General features: G+C 64.5%; 16 protein-coding genes. 8 read left to right on the top strand and 8 right to left on the bottom strand.

Annotated features, from left to right (window positions below; translation table 11 throughout):
• Positions 1 to 13: 13 nt before the first annotated feature.
• On the top strand, positions 14 to 1966 hold the full coding sequence (locus tag ACMGG8_RS27820; RefSeq protein ID WP_414158806.1) for a DUF692 family multinuclear iron-containing protein: 1953 nt from the start codon (positions 14 to 16) through the stop codon (positions 1964 to 1966).
• A 60-nt stretch (positions 1967 to 2026) separates the two neighbouring features.
• On the opposite strand, the gene adeC is transcribed toward ACMGG8_RS27820, so the two are convergent.
• Genes adeC through emhA form a run of 3 tightly spaced genes read right to left on the bottom strand, consistent with a single transcriptional unit; the run spans position 2027 to position 7788 of the window.
• Complete coding sequence (gene adeC, locus ACMGG8_RS27815; protein WP_060842670.1) at positions 2027 to 3487, bottom strand: AdeC/AdeK/OprM family multidrug efflux complex outer membrane factor; 1461 nt, start codon at positions 3485 to 3487, stop codon at positions 2027 to 2029.
• Positions 3484 to 6627, bottom strand: a complete 3144-nt coding sequence (locus ACMGG8_RS27810) for an efflux RND transporter permease subunit (protein WP_060837888.1) — start codon at positions 6625 to 6627, stop codon at positions 3484 to 3486. The genes adeC and ACMGG8_RS27810 overlap by 4 nt, the downstream gene beginning before the upstream one ends.
• A gap of 3 nt (positions 6628 to 6630) precedes the next feature.
• Positions 6631 to 7788, bottom strand: coding sequence for an efflux RND transporter periplasmic adaptor subunit EmhA (emhA, locus tag ACMGG8_RS27805; RefSeq protein ID WP_060837889.1), 1158 nt, complete (start codon positions 7786 to 7788; stop codon positions 6631 to 6633).
• Between the two features lie 265 nt (positions 7789 to 8053).
• Here emhA and emhR point away from each other — a divergent pair, with 265 nt between their 5' ends.
• Both emhR and ACMGG8_RS27795 read left to right on the top strand, forming a co-directional pair.
• Positions 8054 to 8704 (top strand): efflux system transcriptional repressor EmhR, encoded by a 651-nt coding sequence (gene emhR / locus ACMGG8_RS27800; protein WP_060837890.1) that lies wholly within the window; start codon positions 8054 to 8056, stop codon positions 8702 to 8704.
• 142 nt (positions 8705 to 8846) lie between these two features.
• Positions 8847 to 9731 (top strand): DMT family transporter, encoded by an 885-nt coding sequence (locus ACMGG8_RS27795; protein WP_060842671.1) that lies wholly within the window; start codon positions 8847 to 8849, stop codon positions 9729 to 9731.
• Between the two features lie 65 nt (positions 9732 to 9796).
• On the opposite strand, the gene ACMGG8_RS27790 is transcribed toward ACMGG8_RS27795, so the two are convergent.
• From ACMGG8_RS27790 to ACMGG8_RS27780, 3 genes are read right to left on the bottom strand one after another with little or no spacing between them, the layout of a single operon-like run.
• Positions 9797 to 10846 carry an alkene reductase gene (locus ACMGG8_RS27790; protein ID WP_060837892.1) on the bottom strand — a complete coding sequence of 350 codons (1050 nt, stop codon included), beginning with the start codon at positions 10844 to 10846 and terminating at the stop codon, positions 9797 to 9799.
• A 33-nt stretch (positions 10847 to 10879) separates the two neighbouring features.
• A complete protein-coding gene (locus ACMGG8_RS27785) occupies positions 10880 to 12046 on the bottom strand; it encodes an MFS transporter (RefSeq protein ID WP_060837893.1) in 1167 nt (388 codons plus the stop codon).
• A gap of 19 nt (positions 12047 to 12065) precedes the next feature.
• The gene (locus ACMGG8_RS27780; RefSeq protein ID WP_016965050.1) at positions 12066 to 12368 is read right to left on the bottom strand and encodes an ArsR/SmtB family transcription factor; all 303 of its coding nucleotides are present in this window, start codon (positions 12366 to 12368) and stop codon (positions 12066 to 12068) included.
• A gap of 153 nt (positions 12369 to 12521) precedes the next feature.
• Between ACMGG8_RS27780 and ACMGG8_RS27775 the strand changes: the two genes are divergently transcribed.
• A complete protein-coding gene (locus ACMGG8_RS27775; protein ID WP_060837894.1) occupies positions 12522 to 13103 on the top strand; it encodes an ACP phosphodiesterase in 582 nt (193 codons plus the stop codon).
• A gap of 104 nt (positions 13104 to 13207) precedes the next feature.
• Here ACMGG8_RS27775 and ACMGG8_RS27770 read toward each other — a convergent pair whose 3' ends face one another.
• Both ACMGG8_RS27770 and olsB read right to left on the bottom strand, forming a co-directional pair.
• On the bottom strand, positions 13208 to 14002 hold the full coding sequence (locus ACMGG8_RS27770) for a lysophospholipid acyltransferase family protein (RefSeq protein WP_414158805.1): 795 nt from the start codon (positions 14000 to 14002) through the stop codon (positions 13208 to 13210).
• Complete coding sequence (gene olsB, locus ACMGG8_RS27765) at positions 14002 to 14757, bottom strand: L-ornithine N(alpha)-acyltransferase (protein WP_060837896.1); 756 nt, start codon at positions 14755 to 14757, stop codon at positions 14002 to 14004. Before olsB ends, ACMGG8_RS27770 begins: the two co-directional genes overlap by 1 nt.
• A 140-nt stretch (positions 14758 to 14897) precedes the next feature.
• On the opposite strand from olsB, the gene ACMGG8_RS27760 reads away from it, so the two are divergent.
• From ACMGG8_RS27760 to ACMGG8_RS27745, 4 genes are all read left to right on the top strand, one after another.
• Positions 14898 to 15776, top strand: a complete 879-nt coding sequence (locus tag ACMGG8_RS27760; protein ID WP_060837897.1) for an acyl-CoA dehydrogenase — start codon at positions 14898 to 14900, stop codon at positions 15774 to 15776.
• 170 nt (positions 15777 to 15946) lie between these two features.
• On the top strand, positions 15947 to 17044 hold the full coding sequence (locus ACMGG8_RS27755; protein ID WP_414158804.1) for a serine hydrolase domain-containing protein: 1098 nt from the start codon (positions 15947 to 15949) through the stop codon (positions 17042 to 17044).
• The gene (locus tag ACMGG8_RS27750) at positions 17041 to 17370 is read left to right on the top strand and encodes an amidase (RefSeq protein WP_414158803.1); all 330 of its coding nucleotides are present in this window, start codon (positions 17041 to 17043) and stop codon (positions 17368 to 17370) included. The genes ACMGG8_RS27755 and ACMGG8_RS27750 overlap by 4 nt, the downstream gene beginning before the upstream one ends.
• A 171-nt stretch (positions 17371 to 17541) precedes the next feature.
• Entirely contained in the window at positions 17542 to 18717 is a 1176-nt protein-coding gene (locus tag ACMGG8_RS27745; protein WP_060837900.1) for a M20 aminoacylase family protein, read from the top strand.
• Positions 18718 to 18768 lie beyond the last annotated feature (51 nt).

The following is an 18768-nucleotide window of genomic DNA, read 5'->3' as shown; positions in this document are numbered from 1 at the left end:
CGGGGAGGCGGACATGCAAGACTTCGATGCTTCGCGTTTCCCCGACGCCGGGGTGGGCCTGGAATACCATTTGCCGCCTGGCGCCGGGAGCGGCGCGGTCGGGCTCGATCCCAGCCTCGAACGGATTCAGGCTGAGGGGCTGCCGTACTTCGATTACCTGGAGTTTCAGCCCACCCACTGCATCCTGCAGCCGCGCTTGAACGAGCTGGGCGGGCAGGTGCCGGTGCTGCTGCACTCGTCGAGCCTGTCCCTGGGCAGCGTCGGCATCGAGATGGACCGGGAGTTTCTGCACATGACCCGTCGCCTGTGCCAGCGGACCGCCTCGCCGTGGCTGGCGGAGCACATTTCCTGGTCACGCTTTCAGGGCGGCGATACCCAGCATTTCATCCTGCCAAGCCTGGCCCGGGAAGTGGCCGATACGGTGGTGGCCAACGCCCTCGAACTGCAGGCCTTCACCGGCACCCCGCTGGTGCTGGAGAACGCGCCGCGGCTGTTTGCCATGGACATTGGCCAGGAGCTGTCCGAGGGCGGATTCATTTGCAGCGTGGTGGAGCGCAGCCACAGCGGTTTTCTCCTCGACCTGGACAGCGCCATCTGCACCGCCCGGGCCCTGGGCTACGACTTGCGCGAGTACCTGCGATCACTGCCGCTCACGCGCCTGATCGAGGTGCATGTCGGCGATCCGCGCCGGGACTGGGACATTCTGCGGCAGTTGTTCGGCCACGCGCCGCTCAAGGCGGTCACCATCGAGTGGGACATTGCCGATCGCGCCGGCGATCCGGAGCTGGCGGCGCTGATTCGGGAGATCAAGGCGCTGCGGCCCGAGCCGCTATTCTGGCAGGCCGGCGCCCTGGCCAAGCCTGCGCCACCGGCGGCCGGCCCGCTGGATGGCCAGACCCTGTTGCAATTACGCCCGGGCACCTGGCTGGGTATCGACCGGGACCGCTTTACCCTGCGGGATCGACGGCGGGCCCCGGACTTGGAGTTGGCGCTGCAGTTTCTGCCGCTGGTCCGGCATTTTCTCTGTCCGCGGACCCTGGACAGCGCGCTGCTGCTTCCCGGCGCGCTGGAAAACCTCAGCCTGGCGCTGCTCCAGGACCTGATCGCCCGGGGGCTGTTGCAGCCCGTGGACGGGCAGGGCCCTGGGCCCTCCGAGCCCGAGGCGGCCGGCGAGATCTGGAGTCACTGGCAGGTTGCGCTGGATTTCTACCTGGGGACGCGCACGCAAACCGCCACGCCCTACATCAGCGTGGCGCAGATGGAGGAGCAACTGGCCGGCAAGGCGCTGCAGCAGCGCCAGCCGTCGGCGTTCAAGGACTACTTTTCCCATCCGTTCCAGGCCCTGGACAATCCCTTGCTGGCATCGCCCTCGCTGTTTGAGCAGCCGCAACTGCTGGAGGTTCTGGCCCGTCGCCAGACCTGCCGGACCTTCGACGGGGGCCCCGTGACCGCCCAACAGCTGTCGGCGCTGCTGTATTACACCTGGGGAGCGAGTCAGGTGCGGCGTAATCCCATGGGGGATTTCTTCCTGAAGAAGACCTCGGCGTCCGGGGGCTCCCTGCATGCCATCGAGGTCTATCCGATCCTGCTCAATGTGCAGGGCCTGGAGGCCGGTCTGTATCACTACTCGGTGCGGCGGCACGGGCTTGAACTGCTGTCGCGCGAGGACCCCAGGTCCTGGATCGGTGCGGCGTGCGGCGACCAGAGCTGGATCGAACAGGCCTCGGTGCTGTTCCTGTCCACCGCGTGTCTGCAGCGCCTGGCCTGGAAGTACCCGGGCAGCCGGGCCTTGCGGGTGGCCTTGATGGACTGCGGCCATCTGAGCCAGAGCTTTGCCCTGGTGGCTGCCGCCCTGGGGCTCAGGAGTTGCACCACGGCAGCCCTGCGCGACGAGACTTTCGAAACCCGCCTGGGCCTGGATTATCTGCGTGAGCCGGTGTTCTTGCTCAATGGGGCGGGGGGCTGAGGGGCGGTGACATAAAAAAACCCACCATGAGGTGGGTTTTTCCTACAGCCGGATCCTGTTTCAGAACAGGTGCAGCGCCGGGGCTTTTTCAGCCAGTGGCTGGTTCTTCGCCGTCTGCTCGCTCCAGCCGCCGCCGAGGGCCTTGTACAGGTTGACCTCGCTGGTCAGCTGCGCCAGGCGATCGGTGATCAGGGCCTGCTGGGCACTGAACAGCGAGCGCTGGGCGTCGAGGAAGGTCAGGTTGCTGTCGACCCCGATGCGATAGCGGCGTTCGGCCAGACGGTAGTAGTCCTGGTTGGCGTTGACGAAATCACGCTGGGCCTGCAACTGCTGGTTGTAGGTCTGGCGCGCCGCCAGGCCATCGGAGACTTCCTGGAAGGCGGTCTGGATGGATTTTTCGTACTGGGCCACGGTGATGTCTTTCTGGATCTTCGAGTAATCCAGGCTGGCGCGCAGGCTGCCGGCGTTGAAGATCGGCAGATTGATCTGCGGCTGGAACAGCCAGGTTCCCGAGCCGCCCTTGAACAGGCCCGAAAGGTCCGGGCTCAGGGTGCCGGCGTTGGCCGTCAGGCTGATGCTCGGGAAGAAGGCCGCCCGCGCCGCGCCGATATTGGCATTCGCCGCTTTCAGCTTGTACTCGGCTTCGAGGATGTCCGGACGCCGTTGCAGCAGCTCCGACGGCAGGCCGGCCGGCAGTTCGCTCAACAGATTGGCCGACAGCGGCTGGGCCGCCGGCAGGTTGCTCGGAATCGCCGTGCCCAGCAGCAGGGTCAGGCTGTTTTCATCCTGGGCCACCTGGCGGGTGTAACGGGCCAGTTGAACCCGGGCGTTTTCCACCGAGGTCCGCGCCTGGCTCAGGTCCAGGGCCGAGGCCACGCCTACTTCGTTGCTGCGCGAGGTCAGGCGGTAGCTTTCCTCGTAGGCACCGAGGGTTTCCTGGGTCAGCTTGAGCAGCTCCTTGTCGGCCTGCCAGGTCATGTAGGCATTGGCCACGCTGGCCACCAGGCTGATCTGGGTGCTGCGCCGGGCCTCTTCGCTGGAGAAGTAGGTTTGCAGGGCTTGTTCGCTCAGGCTGCGAACCCGGCCGAACAGGTCCAGCTCATAGGCGCTGATCCCCACCGTGGCGGAGTACTGGCTGCTGATGCCGGCTTCGCCGGTCTGCGACATGCGTGCCGGCGTGCGCTGGCGGCTGCCGCTGGCGTTGGCCGAAACCGCGGGGAACAGGTCGGCGCGCTGGATCTGGTACTGCGCGGCATAGGCGTCGATGTTCAGCGCCGCGACCTTGAGGTCGCGGTTGTTTTCCAGAGCGGTCTGGATCAGCTGCTGCAGCGCCGGGTCGTGGAAGAATTGCCGCCAGCCCTGTTCGGCGGCCGCCACGTTGGCGGCCTCCTTGGGCGAATAGGCGGGGCCTTGGGGGAATTGCGCCGCCACCGGCGCTTCCGGGCGCTGATAGTCTGGTATCAGCGAGCAACCACTTAGCGCGATGGCGGTGATTGCCAGGGAGAGTAGCGACTTGCTCATTGGCCAGCCTCGTTAGCAGTTGCAGTGGTTTCTGATAGATCCGCTTTCCTGCGGCCCATGGACGATACGGTGACGAAGAACAGCGGTACCCAGAAGATCGCCAGGATCGTCGCGGTGAGCATACCGCCGATCACCCCGGTGCCGATCGCATGCTGGCTGCCGGAGCCGGCGCCGGTGGAGACGGCCAGGGGCACAACCCCGAGGACGAAGGCCAGGGAGGTCATGATGATCGGCCGCAGACGCATGCGGCAGGCTTCCACCGCGGCATCCACCAGGGAGCGGCCCTGCTCGTGCAGTTCCTTGGCGAACTCGACGATCAGGATGGCGTTTTTCGCCGCCAGGCCGATGGTCACCAACAGCCCCACCTGGAAGTACACGTCGTTGGACAGGCCACGCAGGCTGGTAGCCATCAGCGCACCGATGATCCCCAGCGGCACCACCAGCATGACCGCGATCGGAATCGACCAGCTTTCATACAGGGCTGCCAGACACAGGAACACCATCAGCAGGGACAAGGCGTACAGCGCAGGTGCCTGGGAGCCCGACAGACGTTCCTCGTAGGACAGGCCGGTCCAGGAGATGCCCACACCCGGCGGCAGCTTGGCGGCAATGGCTTCGACTTCGTCCATGGCCTCACCGGTACTGTAGCCAGGGGCTGGGGCACCGAGGACTTCCATGGCTTCCACGCCGTTGTAACGGGCCAGTTTCGGTGAACCGTAGATCCACTCGCCCTTGGCGAAGGAGGAGAACGGCACCATGGTCCCGGCGCTGTTGCGTACGTACCACTTCTTCAGGTCTTCGGGGCTCATGCGCGCACCGGCCTGACCCTGGATGTACACCTTCTTCACCCGACCACGGTCGATGAAGTCGTTGACGTAGCTACTGCCCAGGGCAATCGACAAGGTGTTGTTGATGTCGGTGAGGGTCACGCCCAGGGCACTGGCGCGCTCGTCATCGATGCTCAACTGGTACTGCGGTTCATCGTTCAGGCCGTTCGGACGCACCTGGGACAGCACCTTGCTCTGGGCTGCCATGCCGAGGAACTGGTTGCGTGCCGCCATCAGTTTCTCGTGGCCGATACCGGCGCGGTCCTGGAGGAACACGTCGAAACCGGTGGCGTTACCCAATTCCAGTACCGCCGGAGGGGCGAAGGCGAACACCATCGCGTCGCGGAAGCTGAAGAAGTGCCGCTGGGCACGGGCCGCCAGGTTGAACACGCTGTTTTCCGCGGAGCGCTCGCCCCACGGCTTGAGCATGATGAAGGCCATGCCCGAGCTCTGGCCGCGACCGGCGAAGTTGAAGCCGTTCACGGTGAACACCGATGCCACGGTGTCCTTTTCCTTGTCCAGCAGGTAGGCGCGCATTTCATCGACCACCACCTGGGTCCGCTCGGCGCTGGAGCCGGCCGGGGTCTGCACCTGGGCGAACAGTACGCCCTGGTCTTCTTCCGGCAGGAACGCGGTCGGGATGCGGGTGAACAGCCAGATCATGCCCAGGACGATCAGCACATAGGCCAGCAGGTACGGAACCTTGTTGCGCAGGATGTTGCCGACGCCACGCTCGTAGCTTTTTACGCTGCGGTCGAAGGTGCGGTTGAACCAGCCGAAGAAGCCGCGCTTCTCGTGATTCTGCCCCGCAACCACAGGCTTGAGCATGGTGGCGCACAGGGCCGGGGTGAAGATCAGGGCCACCAGTACCGACAGGGCCATGGCCGACACCACGGTGATCGAGAACTGTTTGTAGATCACGCCCGTGGAGCCGCTGAAGAAGGCCATTGGCAGCAGTACCGCGGACAGCACCAGGGCGATACCCACCAGGGCTCCCTGGATCTGGCCCATGGATTTCTTCGTTGCCTCTTTGGGTGACAGGCCTTCCTCGTGCATCACCCGCTCGACGTTTTCCACCACGACGATGGCGTCGTCCACCAGCAAGCCGATGGCCAGCACCATGCCGAACATGGTCAGGGTGTTGATGCTGAAACCGGCCGCCGCGAGGATACCGAAGGTCCCCAGCAGTACCACCGGCACCGTCATGGTGGTGATCACCGTGGCGCGGAAGTTCTGCAGGAACAGGAACATCACCAGGAACACCAGGACGATCGCTTCCACCAGGGTTTCAACCACGCCCTTGATGGATTCGGTGACCACTGGCGTGGTGTCGTAGGGGAATACCACCTTCATGCCTTGAGGGAAGAAGGGTTCCAGGTCGCTGATGGTCTTGCGCAACGCCTTGGCGGTGTCCAGGGCGTTGGCGCCGTTGGCCAGTTTCACCGCCAGACCGGAAGCCGGCTTGCCGTTGAACTGGGCGCTGACGGCGTAGTTCTCGCCGCCCAGGGCCACATCCGCGACATCACCCAGACGCACTTGCGAGCCGTCCTTGTTGACCTTCAGCAGGATCGCCTTGAACTGCTCGGCAGTCTGCAGACGGGTCTTGCCGATGATGGTGGCGTTCAGTTGCTGGCCGGGCAGGGCGGGCAGGCCGCCGATCTGGCCGGACGACACCTGGACGTTCTGCGCGGCAACCGCAGTCTTCACGTCCACCGGGGTCAGGTTGAAGTTGTTCAGCTTGGCCGGGTCGAGCCAGATCCGCATGGCGTACTGGGCACCGAACACCTGGAAGTCACCGACGCCCGCGGTCCGCGAGATCGGGTCCTGCATGTTCGACACGATGTAGTTCGACAGGTCGTCCTTGGACATGCTGCCGTCCTCGGACACCACGCCGATCACCAGCAGGAAGTTCTTCACTGCCTTGGTCACGCGGATACCCTGTTGCTGCACTTCTTGCGGCAGCAGCGGGGTGGCCAGGTTGAGCTTGTTCTGTACCTGTACCTGCGCGGTGTCCGAGTTGGTGCCCTGCTCGAAGGTCGCGGTGATGGTCATGCTGCCGTCGGAGTTACTTTCCGAGGACACGTAACGCAGGTTGTCGATACCGTTGAGCTGCTGCTCGATCACCTGGACCACGGTGTCCTGCACGGTCTGTGCAGAGGCGCCCGGGTAGGTCACGGAGATGGCGATCGCCGGCGGGGCGATGCTCGGGTACTGGTTGATCGGCAATTTGAGGATCGATAGAGCCCCGACCAACATGATCACCAGGGCAATTACCCAGGCGAAGATCGGACGGTCGATAAAAAATTTCGACATGGTTTACTCCCCTTTGCCGCCTGCAGCTTTGTCAGTTGCCTGTGCAGGGGCCGGGTTTTTCGCGGCTACGTTGGTGGCTTCGCTGGCCTTGACCTCAATGCCCGGCTTGACGAATTGCAGGCCTTCGGTGATCAGCCGGTCGCCGGCCTTCAGGCCGTCTTCCACCAGCCACTGGCTGCCGACGGTGCGGCTGGCCTTGAGTTGGCGCAGCTCGACCTTGTTGTCCGGGCCAACCACCAGGGCGGTCGGGGTGCCTTTGAGGTCGCGGGTCACGCCTTGTTGTGGGGCCAGGATCGCCGCACTGTTGACCCCGGCTTGCAGCTGGGCGTGAACGAACATGCCTGGCAGCAGGGTGTGCTGAGGGTTGGGGAACACGGCGCGCAGGGTCACCGAGCCGGTGGTTTCGTCCACCGAGACTTCGGAGAACTCCAGTTTGCCGTCGAGCTTGTACTGGCTGCCGTCTTCCAGGGTCAGTTTGACCTTGGCGGCGTTGTCGCCGACTTTCTGCAGGCGCCCGCTTTCCAGCTCACGGCGCAGTTCCAGCAGTTCCACCGAGGACTGGGTGACGTCGACGTAGATCGGGTCCAGTTGCTGGATCACGGCCATGGCATCGGCCTGGCCATTGCTCACCAGGGCGCCTTCGGTCACCGAGGAGCGGCCGATGCGACCGGTCAGCGGCGCCAGCACCTTGGTGAACCGCAGGTTGATCTGAGCGCTTTGCAGGGCGGCTTCCGATTGCAGGCGGTTGGCCACGGCGGTGTCGTATTCCTGGCGGCTCACGGCCTGCTCGTTGACCAATTGCTTGTAGCGATCGGAAATCGACTTGGTCGATTGCAGATTGGCCTCGGCACTCTTCAGCGTTGCTTCATAGACCGATGGATCGATCTGATAAAGCTGCTGACCTTCCTTGACCTCCCCGCCTTCTTTGAACAGGCGCTTAAGAATGATCCCATTTACCTGCGGACGAACTTCGGCGATACGGAACGCAGTGGTCCGCCCCGGTAGTTCAGAGGTCAGGGTAAAGGCTTGTGGTTGCAGGGTGACGACGCCGACCTGAGGAGCTTGAGGGGCCGGTGCCGCCTCTTCCTTTTTACATCCGCTGAGCAGCGATGCCAGGGCGACGGCAGTGACCAGAGCGGTAACAGCTGGCTTGAGTTGCATGAAGATCCTCGGGTCAGGCACGCAAGATGCGCACAAGAAAAGTGGAAGGTTAAAAAGAGTTGGCTGAGTGGATTAGTAGCTTGCTAAGGAATATACTTACGTTCACGGCTGTTTGTAAATACCCTGGCGGCGTACCCATTCGGTTACACAAGCCCCTGTAGGTGTTGAATTGTAGGCTGGGCAAACGGCACCCGAGATGCCGTTTCATATTTATTCAGAAGGTCTTCACGCATCGCTGAAAGATCCTGATCGAGGTTTTACTGCCATGGTCCGTCGTACCAAAGAGGAAGCTCAAGAAACTCGCAGCCAGATACTCGAGGCCGCCGAAAAGGCCTTTTACGAGCGTGGCGTGGCGCGTACCACCCTGGCCGATATCGCGGCGCTGGCGGGGGTGACGCGGGGTGCCATTTATTGGCATTTCAGTAATAAGGCCGATCTGGTCCAGGCCATGCTCGACAGCCTGCGTGAACCTTTGGATGAGATGGCTGCCGCCAGTGAGAATGTAGATGAAATGGATCCGTTGGGCTGGATGCGCAAGTTGTTGATTCATTTGTTTCATCAAGTTGCCCTGGACCCGAAAACCCGACGCATTAATGAAATTCTGTTTCATAAGTGCGAATTCACCGATGAAATGTGCGATCTGCGGCGTCAACGTCGCACCGCCAGCCTGGAGTGCAACGTGCGCATCGAGCTGGCGCTGACCAATGCAGTGAATCGCGGGCAATTGCCCGAGAATCTTGATACGCAGCGGGCGGCTATCAGCATGCGCGCCTTCATCGATGGCATCCTTTACCAATGGCTGCTGGCCCCTGAGAGCTTCGCCCTGCACACCGAGGCAGAGCGCTGGATCGACATCGGGCTGGATATGTTGCGCTTGAGCCCGAACTTGCGTCATCAAGACAACATGCGTAATTGAATCCAGTTGTGTCAAGATTTACCGCGACGGATATCCATTCCCGCGCTCGCCATCGCGATGGGGTGCTTTTATATACGGGCTGGCCGCATCTTGATAGATAGCGAGCTACGTATTTTGTAGGGATTTTGTTGCGGGTGTGTGAATGAGTGTGAACCCTTCACCGTTCAAAGGCGCAGAGCAGCCGATCAAGGGGATTGCCCTGATCTGCCTGGCGGTTCTGCTCTTTGCCAGCCATGACACGTTGTCCAAGTACCTCTCGGCTTTTTATCCCATTGTCATGGTGGTCTGGGCCCGCTACGTGGTTCACACCCTGCTGATGCTGGTGGTGTTCGTTCCCCGCAGCGGTTTTTCCGCGGTCGTGCGTACCAAGCGTCCTGGCCTGCAACTGCTGCGGGCCCTGTGCCTGATCGGCACCAGCCTGTTGTTCACCACCGGCCTGCGTTATATCCCCCTGGCGGAAGCCACGGCGGTCAACTTCCTGGCGCCCTTGCTGGTCACTGCGCTGTCGGTGCCGTTCCTGGGCGAACGGGTCAGTCGGGCGCAATGGCTGGCGGTGCTCGCCGGGTTCGTCGGGGTGCTGATCGTGGTGCGGCCCGGGGGGGCGTTGTTCACCCCGGCGATCCTGCTGCCCCTGGGGTCGGCGCTGTGTTTCGGCTTCTATCAGTTGCTGACTCGCAAGCTCAGCGGTATCGACAGCCCGACCACCAGCAACTTTCTCACCGGGATTCTCAACAGCCTGATCATGAGTGCGCTGCTGCCGTTTTTCTGGAGCACGCCGTCATTTGTCCATGGTCTGTTCATGATCGGCCTGGGCACCTGCGGCATGCTCGGCCACATGCTGCTGACCCAGGCGTTCCGCCATGCCGCACCGGCGATGCTGGCGCCGTTCAGCTACGGGCAGATTCTGTTCGCCGGTCTGTACGGCTACCTGATCTTCGGGCATACCCCGGACCGCTACGGCCTGATCGGCATCACGGTGATCTGCCTCAGTGGCCTGGCGGTGGCCTGGACGCAACGCAGGCGCTGATCCCGGTGCCTACAAAAAAGCCCCGGCTCGCGAGAGTCGGGGCTTTTGGCTTTACCGGGGCCGGCTTACAGCGTCGGGTAGTCGATGTAGCCCACCGGACCTTTGCCGTAGAAGGTTTCCGGATGCGCCTCGTTCAACGGCGCGTCGGCTTTCAAGCGCGCGGGCAGATCCGGGTTGGCGATGAACGGCACACCGAAGGCCACGGCGTCAGCCTTGCCGGCAGCCAGCCAGGCGTTGGCGCTGTCCTTGGTGAAGCGCTCGTTGGCGATGTACGGGCCGCCGAAGGCTTCTTTCAGTTGCGGGCCCAGGCTGTCGGCGCCTTCTTTCTCGCGGGAGCAGATAAAGGCGATACCGCGTTTGCCCAGTTCGCGGGCGACGTAGGTGAAGGTTTCCGCCAGATTGGCGTCGCCCATGTCATGGGAATCGGCGCGAGGCGCCAGGTGCACGCCCACCCGGCCGGCGCCCCAGATCTCGATGGCCGCGTCGGTGACTTCCAGCAGCAGGCGGGCACGGTTCTCCAGGGAGCCGCCGTACTGGTCGGTGCGCTGGTTGGTGCTGCTTTGCAGGAACTGATCCAGCAGGTAACCGTTGGCGCCGTGGATTTCCACGCCGTCGAAACCGGCGGCCTTGGCGTTTTCCGCGCCGACCCGGTAAGCCTCGACGATGTCGGCGATTTCAGCGGTTTCCAGGGCCCGCGGGGTCGGGTAGTCGGCCAGAGGACGCACCAGGCTGACATGGCCCTTGGGCTGGATGGCGCTCGGGGCCACCGGGGTTTCGCCGTCCAGGTAGGACGGGTGGGAAATCCGCCCCACGTGCCACAGTTGCAGGAAGATCTTGCCGCCGGCGCCATGCACCGCCTTGGTCACGTTGGCCCAGCCACGCACCTGATCGTTGGACCAGATGCCGGGGGTATCCGGGTAGCCGACGCCCATTGGGGTGACCGAGGTGGCTTCGCTGAGGATCAGGCCCGCGGAAGCCCGCTGCACGTAGTACTCGGCCATCAGCGCGTTGGGCACGCGGCCGGCGTCGGCGCGGCAGCGGGTCAGCGGCGCCATGATGATGCGGTTGGACAGTTCGAGGTCGCCGATCTTGATCGGATCAAAGAGAGTGGTCATGGAATGCAGCCTTCTATAAAGGAAAGAGACGGATCAGTGGGTTGCAGGTGCCAGTTCGGCGTTGCCGCCCTGGCGAAAGGTAATCAGCGTCACCAGCAGGGCCAGAATCGCCAGCACCGCCGCCGCCAGCGGTACGCTGGTGAGGCCGAAACCGTGGGCGATGACGCTGCCGCCGACCCAGGCGCCCAGGGCGTTGCCGATGTTGAAGGCGCCGATGTTCAGGGTCGAAACCAGGTTCGGCGCGGCCTTGCCGAAGGTCACCACATTGACCTGCAAGGCCGGCACCGCGGCGAAGGAGGCGGTGGCCCAGAGGAACAGCGTGATTTCCGTGGGAATCAACGCCACGCTGGTCCAGGTCAGCACGGTGGAGACCACCGCCATGGCGGCGAACACGCCGATCAGGGTGGCGCCCAGGCGCTTGTCCGCCAGCTTGCCGCCGATGATGTTGCCCAGGGTCAGGCCCAGGCCGATCAGCAGCAGGGTCCAGGTCACGCCCCGGGGCGAGACGCCGGTGACATCACCGAGCAGGGGGGCGACATAGGTGAAGAGAGTGAACATCGACGCGGCGAACAGCGCGGTCATGCTCAGGGACAGCCAGATTCCGGCACCCTTGAGGGCGGCCAGTTCCGAACGCATGTCGAGTTTTTCCTCATCGCGCTTGGCCGGCAAAAAGCGCAGCAGACCGATCAGGGCGACCACGCCGATCACCGTCACCGCCCAGAAGGTCGAGCGCCAGCCGGCCGACTGGCCCAGGGCCGTGCCCAGCGGGACGCCAAGGACGTTGGCCAGGGTCAGGCCGGTGAACATCAGGGCCACGGCCGAGGCGCGCTTGTTGGCCGGCACCAGGCCGGCGGCCACCACTGAACCGATACCGAAGAAGGCACCGTGGCACAGCGCCGTGATCACCCGGGCGAACATCAGCACGTTGTAATCACTGGCCAGTGCGCACAGCAGGTTGCCGACAATGAAGATCCCCATCAGCGCCACCAGGGCCGCCTTGCGTGGCAGGCGGGCGGTGGCCAGGGCCATGAACGGCGCACCGATGGCCACGCCCAGGGCGTATCCGGTGACCAGCCAGCCTGCGCCGGGAATCGACACCCCGAGGTCCGCCGCCACATCGGGCAGCAAGCCCATGATGACGAACTCGGTGGTGCCGATGGCGAAGGCGCTCAAGGCCAGGATGATGAGTGAAAGGGGCATTGTCGGGTCCTTGTCAGGTCTAGAGCTGTTGGCTCATTTGCGTGAGGAACTGCTGGATGACTTCCTCATTGCGTTTGAAAAAATGCCATTGGCCGACTTTTCGGCTACTGATCAGGCCGGCGCGCTGCAGGGTGGCGAGGTGGGCGGACACGGTCGACTGCGACAGGCCGCAGCGTTGATCGATCTGTCCGGCACAGACGCCGTGCTCATTGCTGTGAGCCTGATCGGGAAATTCGACTGTCGGGTCTTTCAGCCAGTGCAGGATTTCCCTGCGAACCGGATGTGCCAGGGCTTTTATTATTTCGTCGAGGTCGAGGGACATGGCGGTGCTCGTTTTCCGTAAAACGTTGTATCGCGATGAGGCGAAATTTAAATCGTTATTTCGCGATATACCAATATGATTTTGGTCTTAAATCATTACTTATCGGTATATCGGGTTATAACGATATGTTGGGCGCGGTGCTAAGCTGCGCGAATGAATTATCTCGCACATCTACACCTCGGCGGCCAGCGTCCGGGTCAATTACTGGGCAGCCTATATGGCGATTTCGTCAAAGGCCGCCTGCAAGGGCAGTTTGCCCCCGAGGTCGAGGCGGCGATTCAGCTGCATCGGCGCATCGATACCTATACCGACAGCCACCCGCTGGTGAGTGCGGCGCTGTCGCGTTTCTCCCTGACCCGGCGGCGCTATGCGGGCATCGTCATCGACGTGTTCTTCGACCATTGCCTGGCCCGGGACTGGCAGCATTACGCCGATCAGCCCTTGCCGTCCTTCACTGCCGAGGTGTACCGGGTGCTGGCGGCCGAACCGCAGTTGCCGGCGCGCCTGGCGCAGATTGCGCCCTACATGACGGCCGATGACTGGCTCGGTTCCTACCGCGAATTCGCGGTGCTGGAGCAGGTGTTGCGCGGGATTGCCCGGCGCTTGTCACAGCCGCAGGAGCTGACGGCGGCGATGGGCGAGCTGGAGCGCTTGTATGAGCCGTTGAGCGAAGACTTTCGCGCCTTCTACCCGCAGTTGCAGGCATTCGCGGCGCAGCACGTCCATTTGCCCTGAAACAGATCCGCTCCTGTAGAGCCGGCTTGCCAGCGAAGGCGCCCTTATCAACGGCGCAGGCTTCGAGGGCTGCTTCGCCAGCAAGTGGGCTCCAGCAGGGCGGGTCAGGCGGCGACCAGTTCGCCGCTGCGGCGCGGTTCGGCCGGTTGGGGCACATCGCCGAACAGTGCCTTCTGCACCGCTTGCTGTGCCTGAAAGGCCAGTGCCGCACGTTCCTGGCCCTGACAGGCAATCGGCTTGAGCAGATGAATCTCCACCTGGCCCCGGTCGTGGGCGAACAGTCGCATCAAATGCGAGAGCAGGTCGTCGTCGCCAATGAAGGGGGCCAGGCTGTCGATCTGGCCATCGCGCAAATAACGGATCGCCACCGGTTGCAGCGACACTTCGGCGTCGATGGCACTGGCCAGCAGGCGGCCGTGGAAGGTCCGCAGGCCATGACCGTCGGTGGTGGTGCCTTCGGGGAACAACAGCAATGGATGCTGTTCCTGCAGGTGGCGGGTCATCTGCTTGCGGATCAGTTGGCTGTCGCCGGCCCCGCGGCGGATGAACAGGCTGCCGGCCTTGGCCGCCAGCCAGCCGGCCACCGGCCAGGTGCGCACTTCGGCCTTGGACAGGAAGGACAGCGGCGTGAGCATGCCCAGCAGCGGAATGTCGGTCCAGGACACATGGTTGCTGACCCAGAGCATTGGCTGCCCGGGCAACTCGCCATGTATCGAGATCTGGAAGGGTAGGGCATTGCTCAAGCGCGCCATGAAGAAGCGCGACCAGCGCTGGCGCCGGACCATGGAATTGGCCACGCCCAGGCGCTCCAGCAGACCGAAGACACTGGCCATGCTCAGCCCCAGCGCCACCACCAGCAGAACCCGGGCGATGCGCCCGTAGACCCGCAGCCGGCGCATCAGACCGCCGCCTTGAAGTGCCGGGCGTAGCGTGGGCACAACTCGTCACGCTTGAGCAGGATGAATACGTCGGCGACCTGGAAATCCTCGTCCCAGCACGGCTCGCCGCAGATTTTCGCCCCCAGGCGCATGTAGGCCTTGAGCAGCGGCGGCATCTCGGCGATCACGTTGGACGGAATGTCCAGGCTCGGCAGCGGGTTCTTCGGTTCGGCTCGCAGGTGTTCGGTGCTCAGGTAGCGTTCGCGCAGGCGCTGCATGATCGCCTGGGCCTGGATGCCACCGTCTTGCATCGGAATGCTGGCGCAGCCCATCAGGTAGCTGTAGCCGCCCTGGTTGAGGACCTCCGCCAGTTCGCCCCAGAGCACGGCGATGGTGCCGCCGTTGCGGTAGGCCGGGTCGACGCAGGTGCGACCGATTTCGAGAATCGGCCCCTTGAGCTGCATCAGGCCGTGCAGGCTGAATTCCTCTTCGCTGTAGAAGCGCCCCAGGCTGCTGGCGGCCTGGTGGTCCAGCAGGCGGGTGGTGGCCACCAGGCGACCGGTGTTCAGGTCGCGCACACCGATGTGGCTGCAGTGAATGTCGTAGTCATCCATGTCCAGACCCCATTCCGCGCCCTTGAGCTTGGCGTTGAACTCGCCGCTGAAGACGTTGAAGCGCAGGGCCTGGGCTTCCTGCAGGGCTTGGGCGCCGATCAGGCGTTCGGCCTGCAGGCGGCGTTCAATGCCGGTGTCGCTGATGCGGGCGATCTGAGTCATTGTGAATCTCCGTGCGGGCCACTGACCCGCCTTGGGTTGCAGCCGATCGACTTTGTTGTGCAAAGTCAGGCTATGTAGCCCCGGTGTCATCGCCATGAAGCTTTGGTGATGCTTATATGACAGCCCCTGAGGACCTTCGAATGCCCTGGCAAGCCCTGCTCGAGAGCCGTGAACGACTGCCCGCCAACCCTGATCTGGCCGAGGGTTACGGGGCTTTGCTGGCCCATCTGGGCGCGGTCACGCCGTTTGAACTGGCGGTGCGCGGCGGGCGTCTGATGAGCGCCCCCGGGCTGGCGTTCCTGGTGGGTTACCAGGCGGCCTTGCGCATGTTGTGGCCCAGCGCGCCGCTCAGCCTGGGGGCGTTGTGCGCGACCGAACGTCACAGCCTGCGCCCGGCGGACATGCAGACCCGGCTGGAGGATTTGCGTCTAAACGGACGCAAGGATTTCGTCACCGCCGGCGATGCCGCCGACTGGCTACTGGTGGCGGCCCGCAGCGAGGCCCCCGGGCAACCGGCGGCGTTGCGCCTGACCGTGGTCTATGCCGGGGAGCCGGGGGTCCAGGTCCAGACCCTGCCCGCCATCGGCCTGATGCCGGAGATCGGTCATGGCTGCCTGCTGCTGGACAACGCCGCTTGCGAACTGCTCGCCGGCGACGGCTGGGACGCCTATGTCAAACCCTTCCGCACCCTGGAAGACATCTACGTGCTGAGTGCCATGAGCGCCTGGCTGTATGGGGTGGGGCAGGACAGCGGCTGGCCGCAGCCTTTGCAATTGCAACTGCTGGCACTGCTGGCGGGGTGTGCCGAAGCCAGTCGGCAAAACCCGTCCTTGAGCAGCGGGCACGTTCTGTTGGGCGGCTTGTTCACCCAGTTCGAGGCCCTGAAGCCCGGGATCGATGCGGCCTTCGCCCAGGGCCCCGAGCCTTGGCGCAACCAGTGGTCCCGGGATCGGGGCCTGTTGGATCTGGCTGCCGGAGCCCGGGGCCAGCGCCTGGCCAAGGCCCTGGCGGCGTTTTAATCCCGGCCGAACGAGGCCCACCCTCACGCGGGATCGGCTGCCGGTGAGCGGGGCCGAGCGTCGTGTACAAGGCCTGATCACGCCTTGGCTGACAGGCAAGCACGGCGCTGCAGTAAAACGGTCATCTGTCCTGTTTAGGCTCGGCCACTGACGTCGTTCGAGTGTCCTTCATGCGCAAAGCTCCGACCCTGCTGGCACTCCTGCTCCTGTTCGGCTTGCCGGCCTGGGCCGAGGAGTGGCCGGGGGAGCAATGGCGCCGGGCCCCGGATGTCGCCGGTCCGGCGCTCCAGGCGCTTGAGGACTACGCCTTCGTGCCCAGGGACGAGAAGTCCCGGCAAGGCATTCGCACCGACGCGTTGCTGGTGATCCGCGATGGCCAGGTGCTTTACGAGCGCTATGCCGGCGCCACCGGAGCGCAGACTCCCCATCTCATCTGGTCTGCCAGCAAGAGTCTGCTGGCGGTGGTGTTGGGCGTTGCCTTCGCTGAAGGCCGCTTCCAGCTGCAGGACCCTGCCGCACAGTATTACTCGGCGCTGCAGCGGCATCCGAGCATCACCCTGGCCGACTTGCTGCACTGGGCCTCGGGCCTGGACTGGCAGGAAGACTACGAATACGCACCGCTCAACTCCTCGGTGGTGGCCATGCTCTACACCCGGGGCCATCGGGACATGGCCGCATTCGCCGCGCAGCAGGCAGCGGCCGCGCCGGCGGGGCAGGTGTTTCGCTACTCCAGTGGCGACAGCAACCTGCTGGCGGCCAGTCTGCGGGGGATGGTGGGCCCCGAGCGGTACGCGGACTATCCCTGGCACGCGCTGTTCGAACCCCTGGGAATCACCCAGGCCGTGTGGGAACGCGACGCGGCCGGCACCTTCGTTGCTTCGTCCTACCTGTACCTGACGGCTCGGGATCTGGCGCGCATCGGCCTGTTGATGCAGCGCGATGGCCGCTGGCGCGACCGGCAATTGCTGCCCAAGGCCTGGGTCGATTTCTGTCGCACACCCTTTGCCGGCTACCGCGCCAACCAGGACGTGGCCGTGGCGGGCGGGCACTGGTGGCTCAACCGCGCGGTGGACGGTGCGCCCCGGCCCTGGCCGGATGCGCCGGCGGACACTTATGCGGCGCTGGGACATTGGGGCCAGGCGCTGTACATCCTGCCCGCCGAGCGCCTGGTGATCGTGCGCTATGGCGACGATCGCGATGGCAGCTATCGGCACAACGAGCTGCTCAAGCGAGTCCTGGCGGCCTTTCCCGAGCCGAGTCCGCCATGAGGCGCCGGACCTGGGTGCGGTGTCATCCGCTGCTCGGCCTGTTGCTGCTGGCGCTGCTCCTGCTGCTGGGCTGGGGCTGGCAGCAGCGGGTGGCGTTGCAGGCCTTTCCCGACATCCTCGGGGCTTACACCGCCAAGGAGTACTGCTCCTGCCGTTACGTCATGCAACAACCCGCCAAAGACTGTCGCGCCTACGTGCGCCAGTACCTGCCCATCAGCGGTTTCAACGATGAGCCCCAGGCCCGGCGAGTCACCGCCAGCGCCCTGGGACGGACCCACGGCGCCTCCTGGCTGGGCCCCCGCGAAGGCTGCCGCCTCGATCCCTGATCCTCGATCAAGCCGCGCCGCAGATGATGTGTTCCATGCAGTGGAACCACATTTGATTGTCCTGTGCTGCGCCGCGCGGTTATCTGACGCAGCGCTTCGAGCAGGTCCGGCCCCTCGTGCAGCGCTCCGACAACAAGAACGGGAAGCCACCCGGCCCAGAGGAGATACGCCATGACCCGACACCAGCACATCCTTGCCTGGCTCAACGACATCGCCGGCGACCTGCGGGCCATCCGGCAGGACATTCATGCCCACCCGGAACTGGGGTTCGAGGAACAGCGCACCTCGGCCCTGGTGGCGCGTTGCCTGGAGGAGTGGGGCTACCAGGTGCATGCCGGGGTCGGCCGAACCGGGGTCGTGGGGGTTCTGCGCAACGGTACGGGCAGCCGCACCCTGGGGCTGCGGGCGGACATGGACGCCTTGCCGATCATCGAGAACACCGGGGTGCCCTACAGCAGTCGCCATGGCGGTTGCATGCACGCCTGCGGGCATGACGGCCACACCACCATCCTGCTGGGGGCGGCGCGCTACCTGGCCGCGACCCGCCGGTTCGACGGCACCCTGAACCTGATCTTCCAGCCCGCCGAAGAGGGCCAGGGCGGCGCCGAGGCCATGCTCGCCGATGGCCTGCTGGAGCGCTTCCCCTGCGACGCGCTGTTTGGCCTGCACAACATGCCGGGTCTGCCGGCCGGGCACCTGGGCTTTCGCGAAGGACCGATGATGGCCTCCCAGGATCTGCTCGAGGTGATAGTCGAAGGCGTCGGCGGCCATGGCTCCATGCCGCACCTGGCGGTGGACCCGCTGGTGGCGGCGGCGAGCATCGTGATGGCCTTGCAGACGGTGGTGGCGCGCAATATCGACACCCAGGAAGCCGCGGTGGTGACCGTCGGTGCCCTGCAGGCCGGCGAGGCGGCCAACGTGATTCCCCAGCAGGCGCTGTTGCGCCTGAGCCTGCGGGCCCTCAACGCACCGGTGCGCGAGCAGATGCTGGAGCGGGTCAAGGCGATCATCCGCACCCAGGCCGAAAGCTTCGGCTGCCGCGCCAGCATCGAGCATCGCCCGGCCTATCCGGTGCTGGTCAACAGCCCGGAAGAAACCGAGTTCGCCCGGCGGGTCGGGGTCGAGCTGGTGGGGGCCGATGCGGTCAACGGCAACACCCCCAAGCTGATGGGCAGCGAGGACTTCGGCTGGATGCTGCAACGCTGCCCCGGCAGCTACCTGTTCATCGGCAACGGGGTGGCGCAGCCGATGGTGCATAACCCGGGTTACGACTTCAACGACGACATCCTGCTCACCGGCGCGGCCTATTGGGCTGCCCTGGCGGAAAGCTGGCTCAAGCCCTCCTGAGCCTTGCCGCTCCTGTGTTTCCGAGCACCCCGGGCGTTACAGGCGCCCGGC

The organism is Pseudomonas sp. BNK-45 (assembly GCF_047456255.1).
GTDB lineage: Bacteria > Pseudomonadota > Gammaproteobacteria > Pseudomonadales > Pseudomonadaceae > Aquipseudomonas.
This window is presented reverse-complemented; position numbering and strand designations above follow the sequence as displayed.

Excerpts from the sequence above, each read along its gene's own strand:
- ACMGG8_RS27820 (WP_414158806.1), top strand. The coding sequence starts at position 14 with ATGCAAGACTTCGATGCTTCGCGTTTCCCCGACGCCGGGGTGGGCCTG.
- ACMGG8_RS27745 (WP_060837900.1), top strand. The coding sequence starts at position 17,542 with ATGACCCGACACCAGCACATCCTTGCCTGGCTCAACGACATCGCCGGC.
- olsB (WP_060837896.1), bottom strand. The coding sequence starts at position 14,757 with ATGACTCAGATCGCCCGCATCAGCGACACCGGCATTGAACGCCGCCTG.
- ACMGG8_RS27780 (WP_016965050.1), bottom strand. The coding sequence starts at position 12,368 with ATGTCCCTCGACCTCGACGAAATAATAAAAGCCCTGGCACATCCGGTT.
- emhR (WP_060837890.1), top strand. The coding sequence starts at position 8,054 with ATGGTCCGTCGTACCAAAGAGGAAGCTCAAGAAACTCGCAGCCAGATA.
- ACMGG8_RS27810 (WP_060837888.1), bottom strand. The coding sequence starts at position 6,627 with ATGTCGAAATTTTTTATCGACCGTCCGATCTTCGCCTGGGTAATTGCC.
- ACMGG8_RS27760 (WP_060837897.1), top strand. The coding sequence starts at position 14,898 with ATGCCCTGGCAAGCCCTGCTCGAGAGCCGTGAACGACTGCCCGCCAAC.
- ACMGG8_RS27755 (WP_414158804.1), top strand. The coding sequence starts at position 15,947 with ATGCGCAAAGCTCCGACCCTGCTGGCACTCCTGCTCCTGTTCGGCTTG.
- ACMGG8_RS27770 (WP_414158805.1), bottom strand. The coding sequence starts at position 14,002 with ATGCGCCGGCTGCGGGTCTACGGGCGCATCGCCCGGGTTCTGCTGGTG.
- ACMGG8_RS27750 (WP_414158803.1), top strand. The coding sequence starts at position 17,041 with ATGAGGCGCCGGACCTGGGTGCGGTGTCATCCGCTGCTCGGCCTGTTG.
- adeC (WP_060842670.1), bottom strand. The coding sequence starts at position 3,487 with ATGAGCAAGTCGCTACTCTCCCTGGCAATCACCGCCATCGCGCTAAGT.
- ACMGG8_RS27785 (WP_060837893.1), bottom strand. The coding sequence starts at position 12,046 with ATGCCCCTTTCACTCATCATCCTGGCCTTGAGCGCCTTCGCCATCGGC.
- ACMGG8_RS27790 (WP_060837892.1), bottom strand. The coding sequence starts at position 10,846 with ATGACCACTCTCTTTGATCCGATCAAGATCGGCGACCTCGAACTGTCC.
- emhA (WP_060837889.1), bottom strand. The coding sequence starts at position 7,788 with ATGCAACTCAAGCCAGCTGTTACCGCTCTGGTCACTGCCGTCGCCCTG.
- ACMGG8_RS27795 (WP_060842671.1), top strand. The coding sequence starts at position 8,847 with ATGAGTGTGAACCCTTCACCGTTCAAAGGCGCAGAGCAGCCGATCAAG.
- ACMGG8_RS27775 (WP_060837894.1), top strand. The coding sequence starts at position 12,522 with ATGAATTATCTCGCACATCTACACCTCGGCGGCCAGCGTCCGGGTCAA.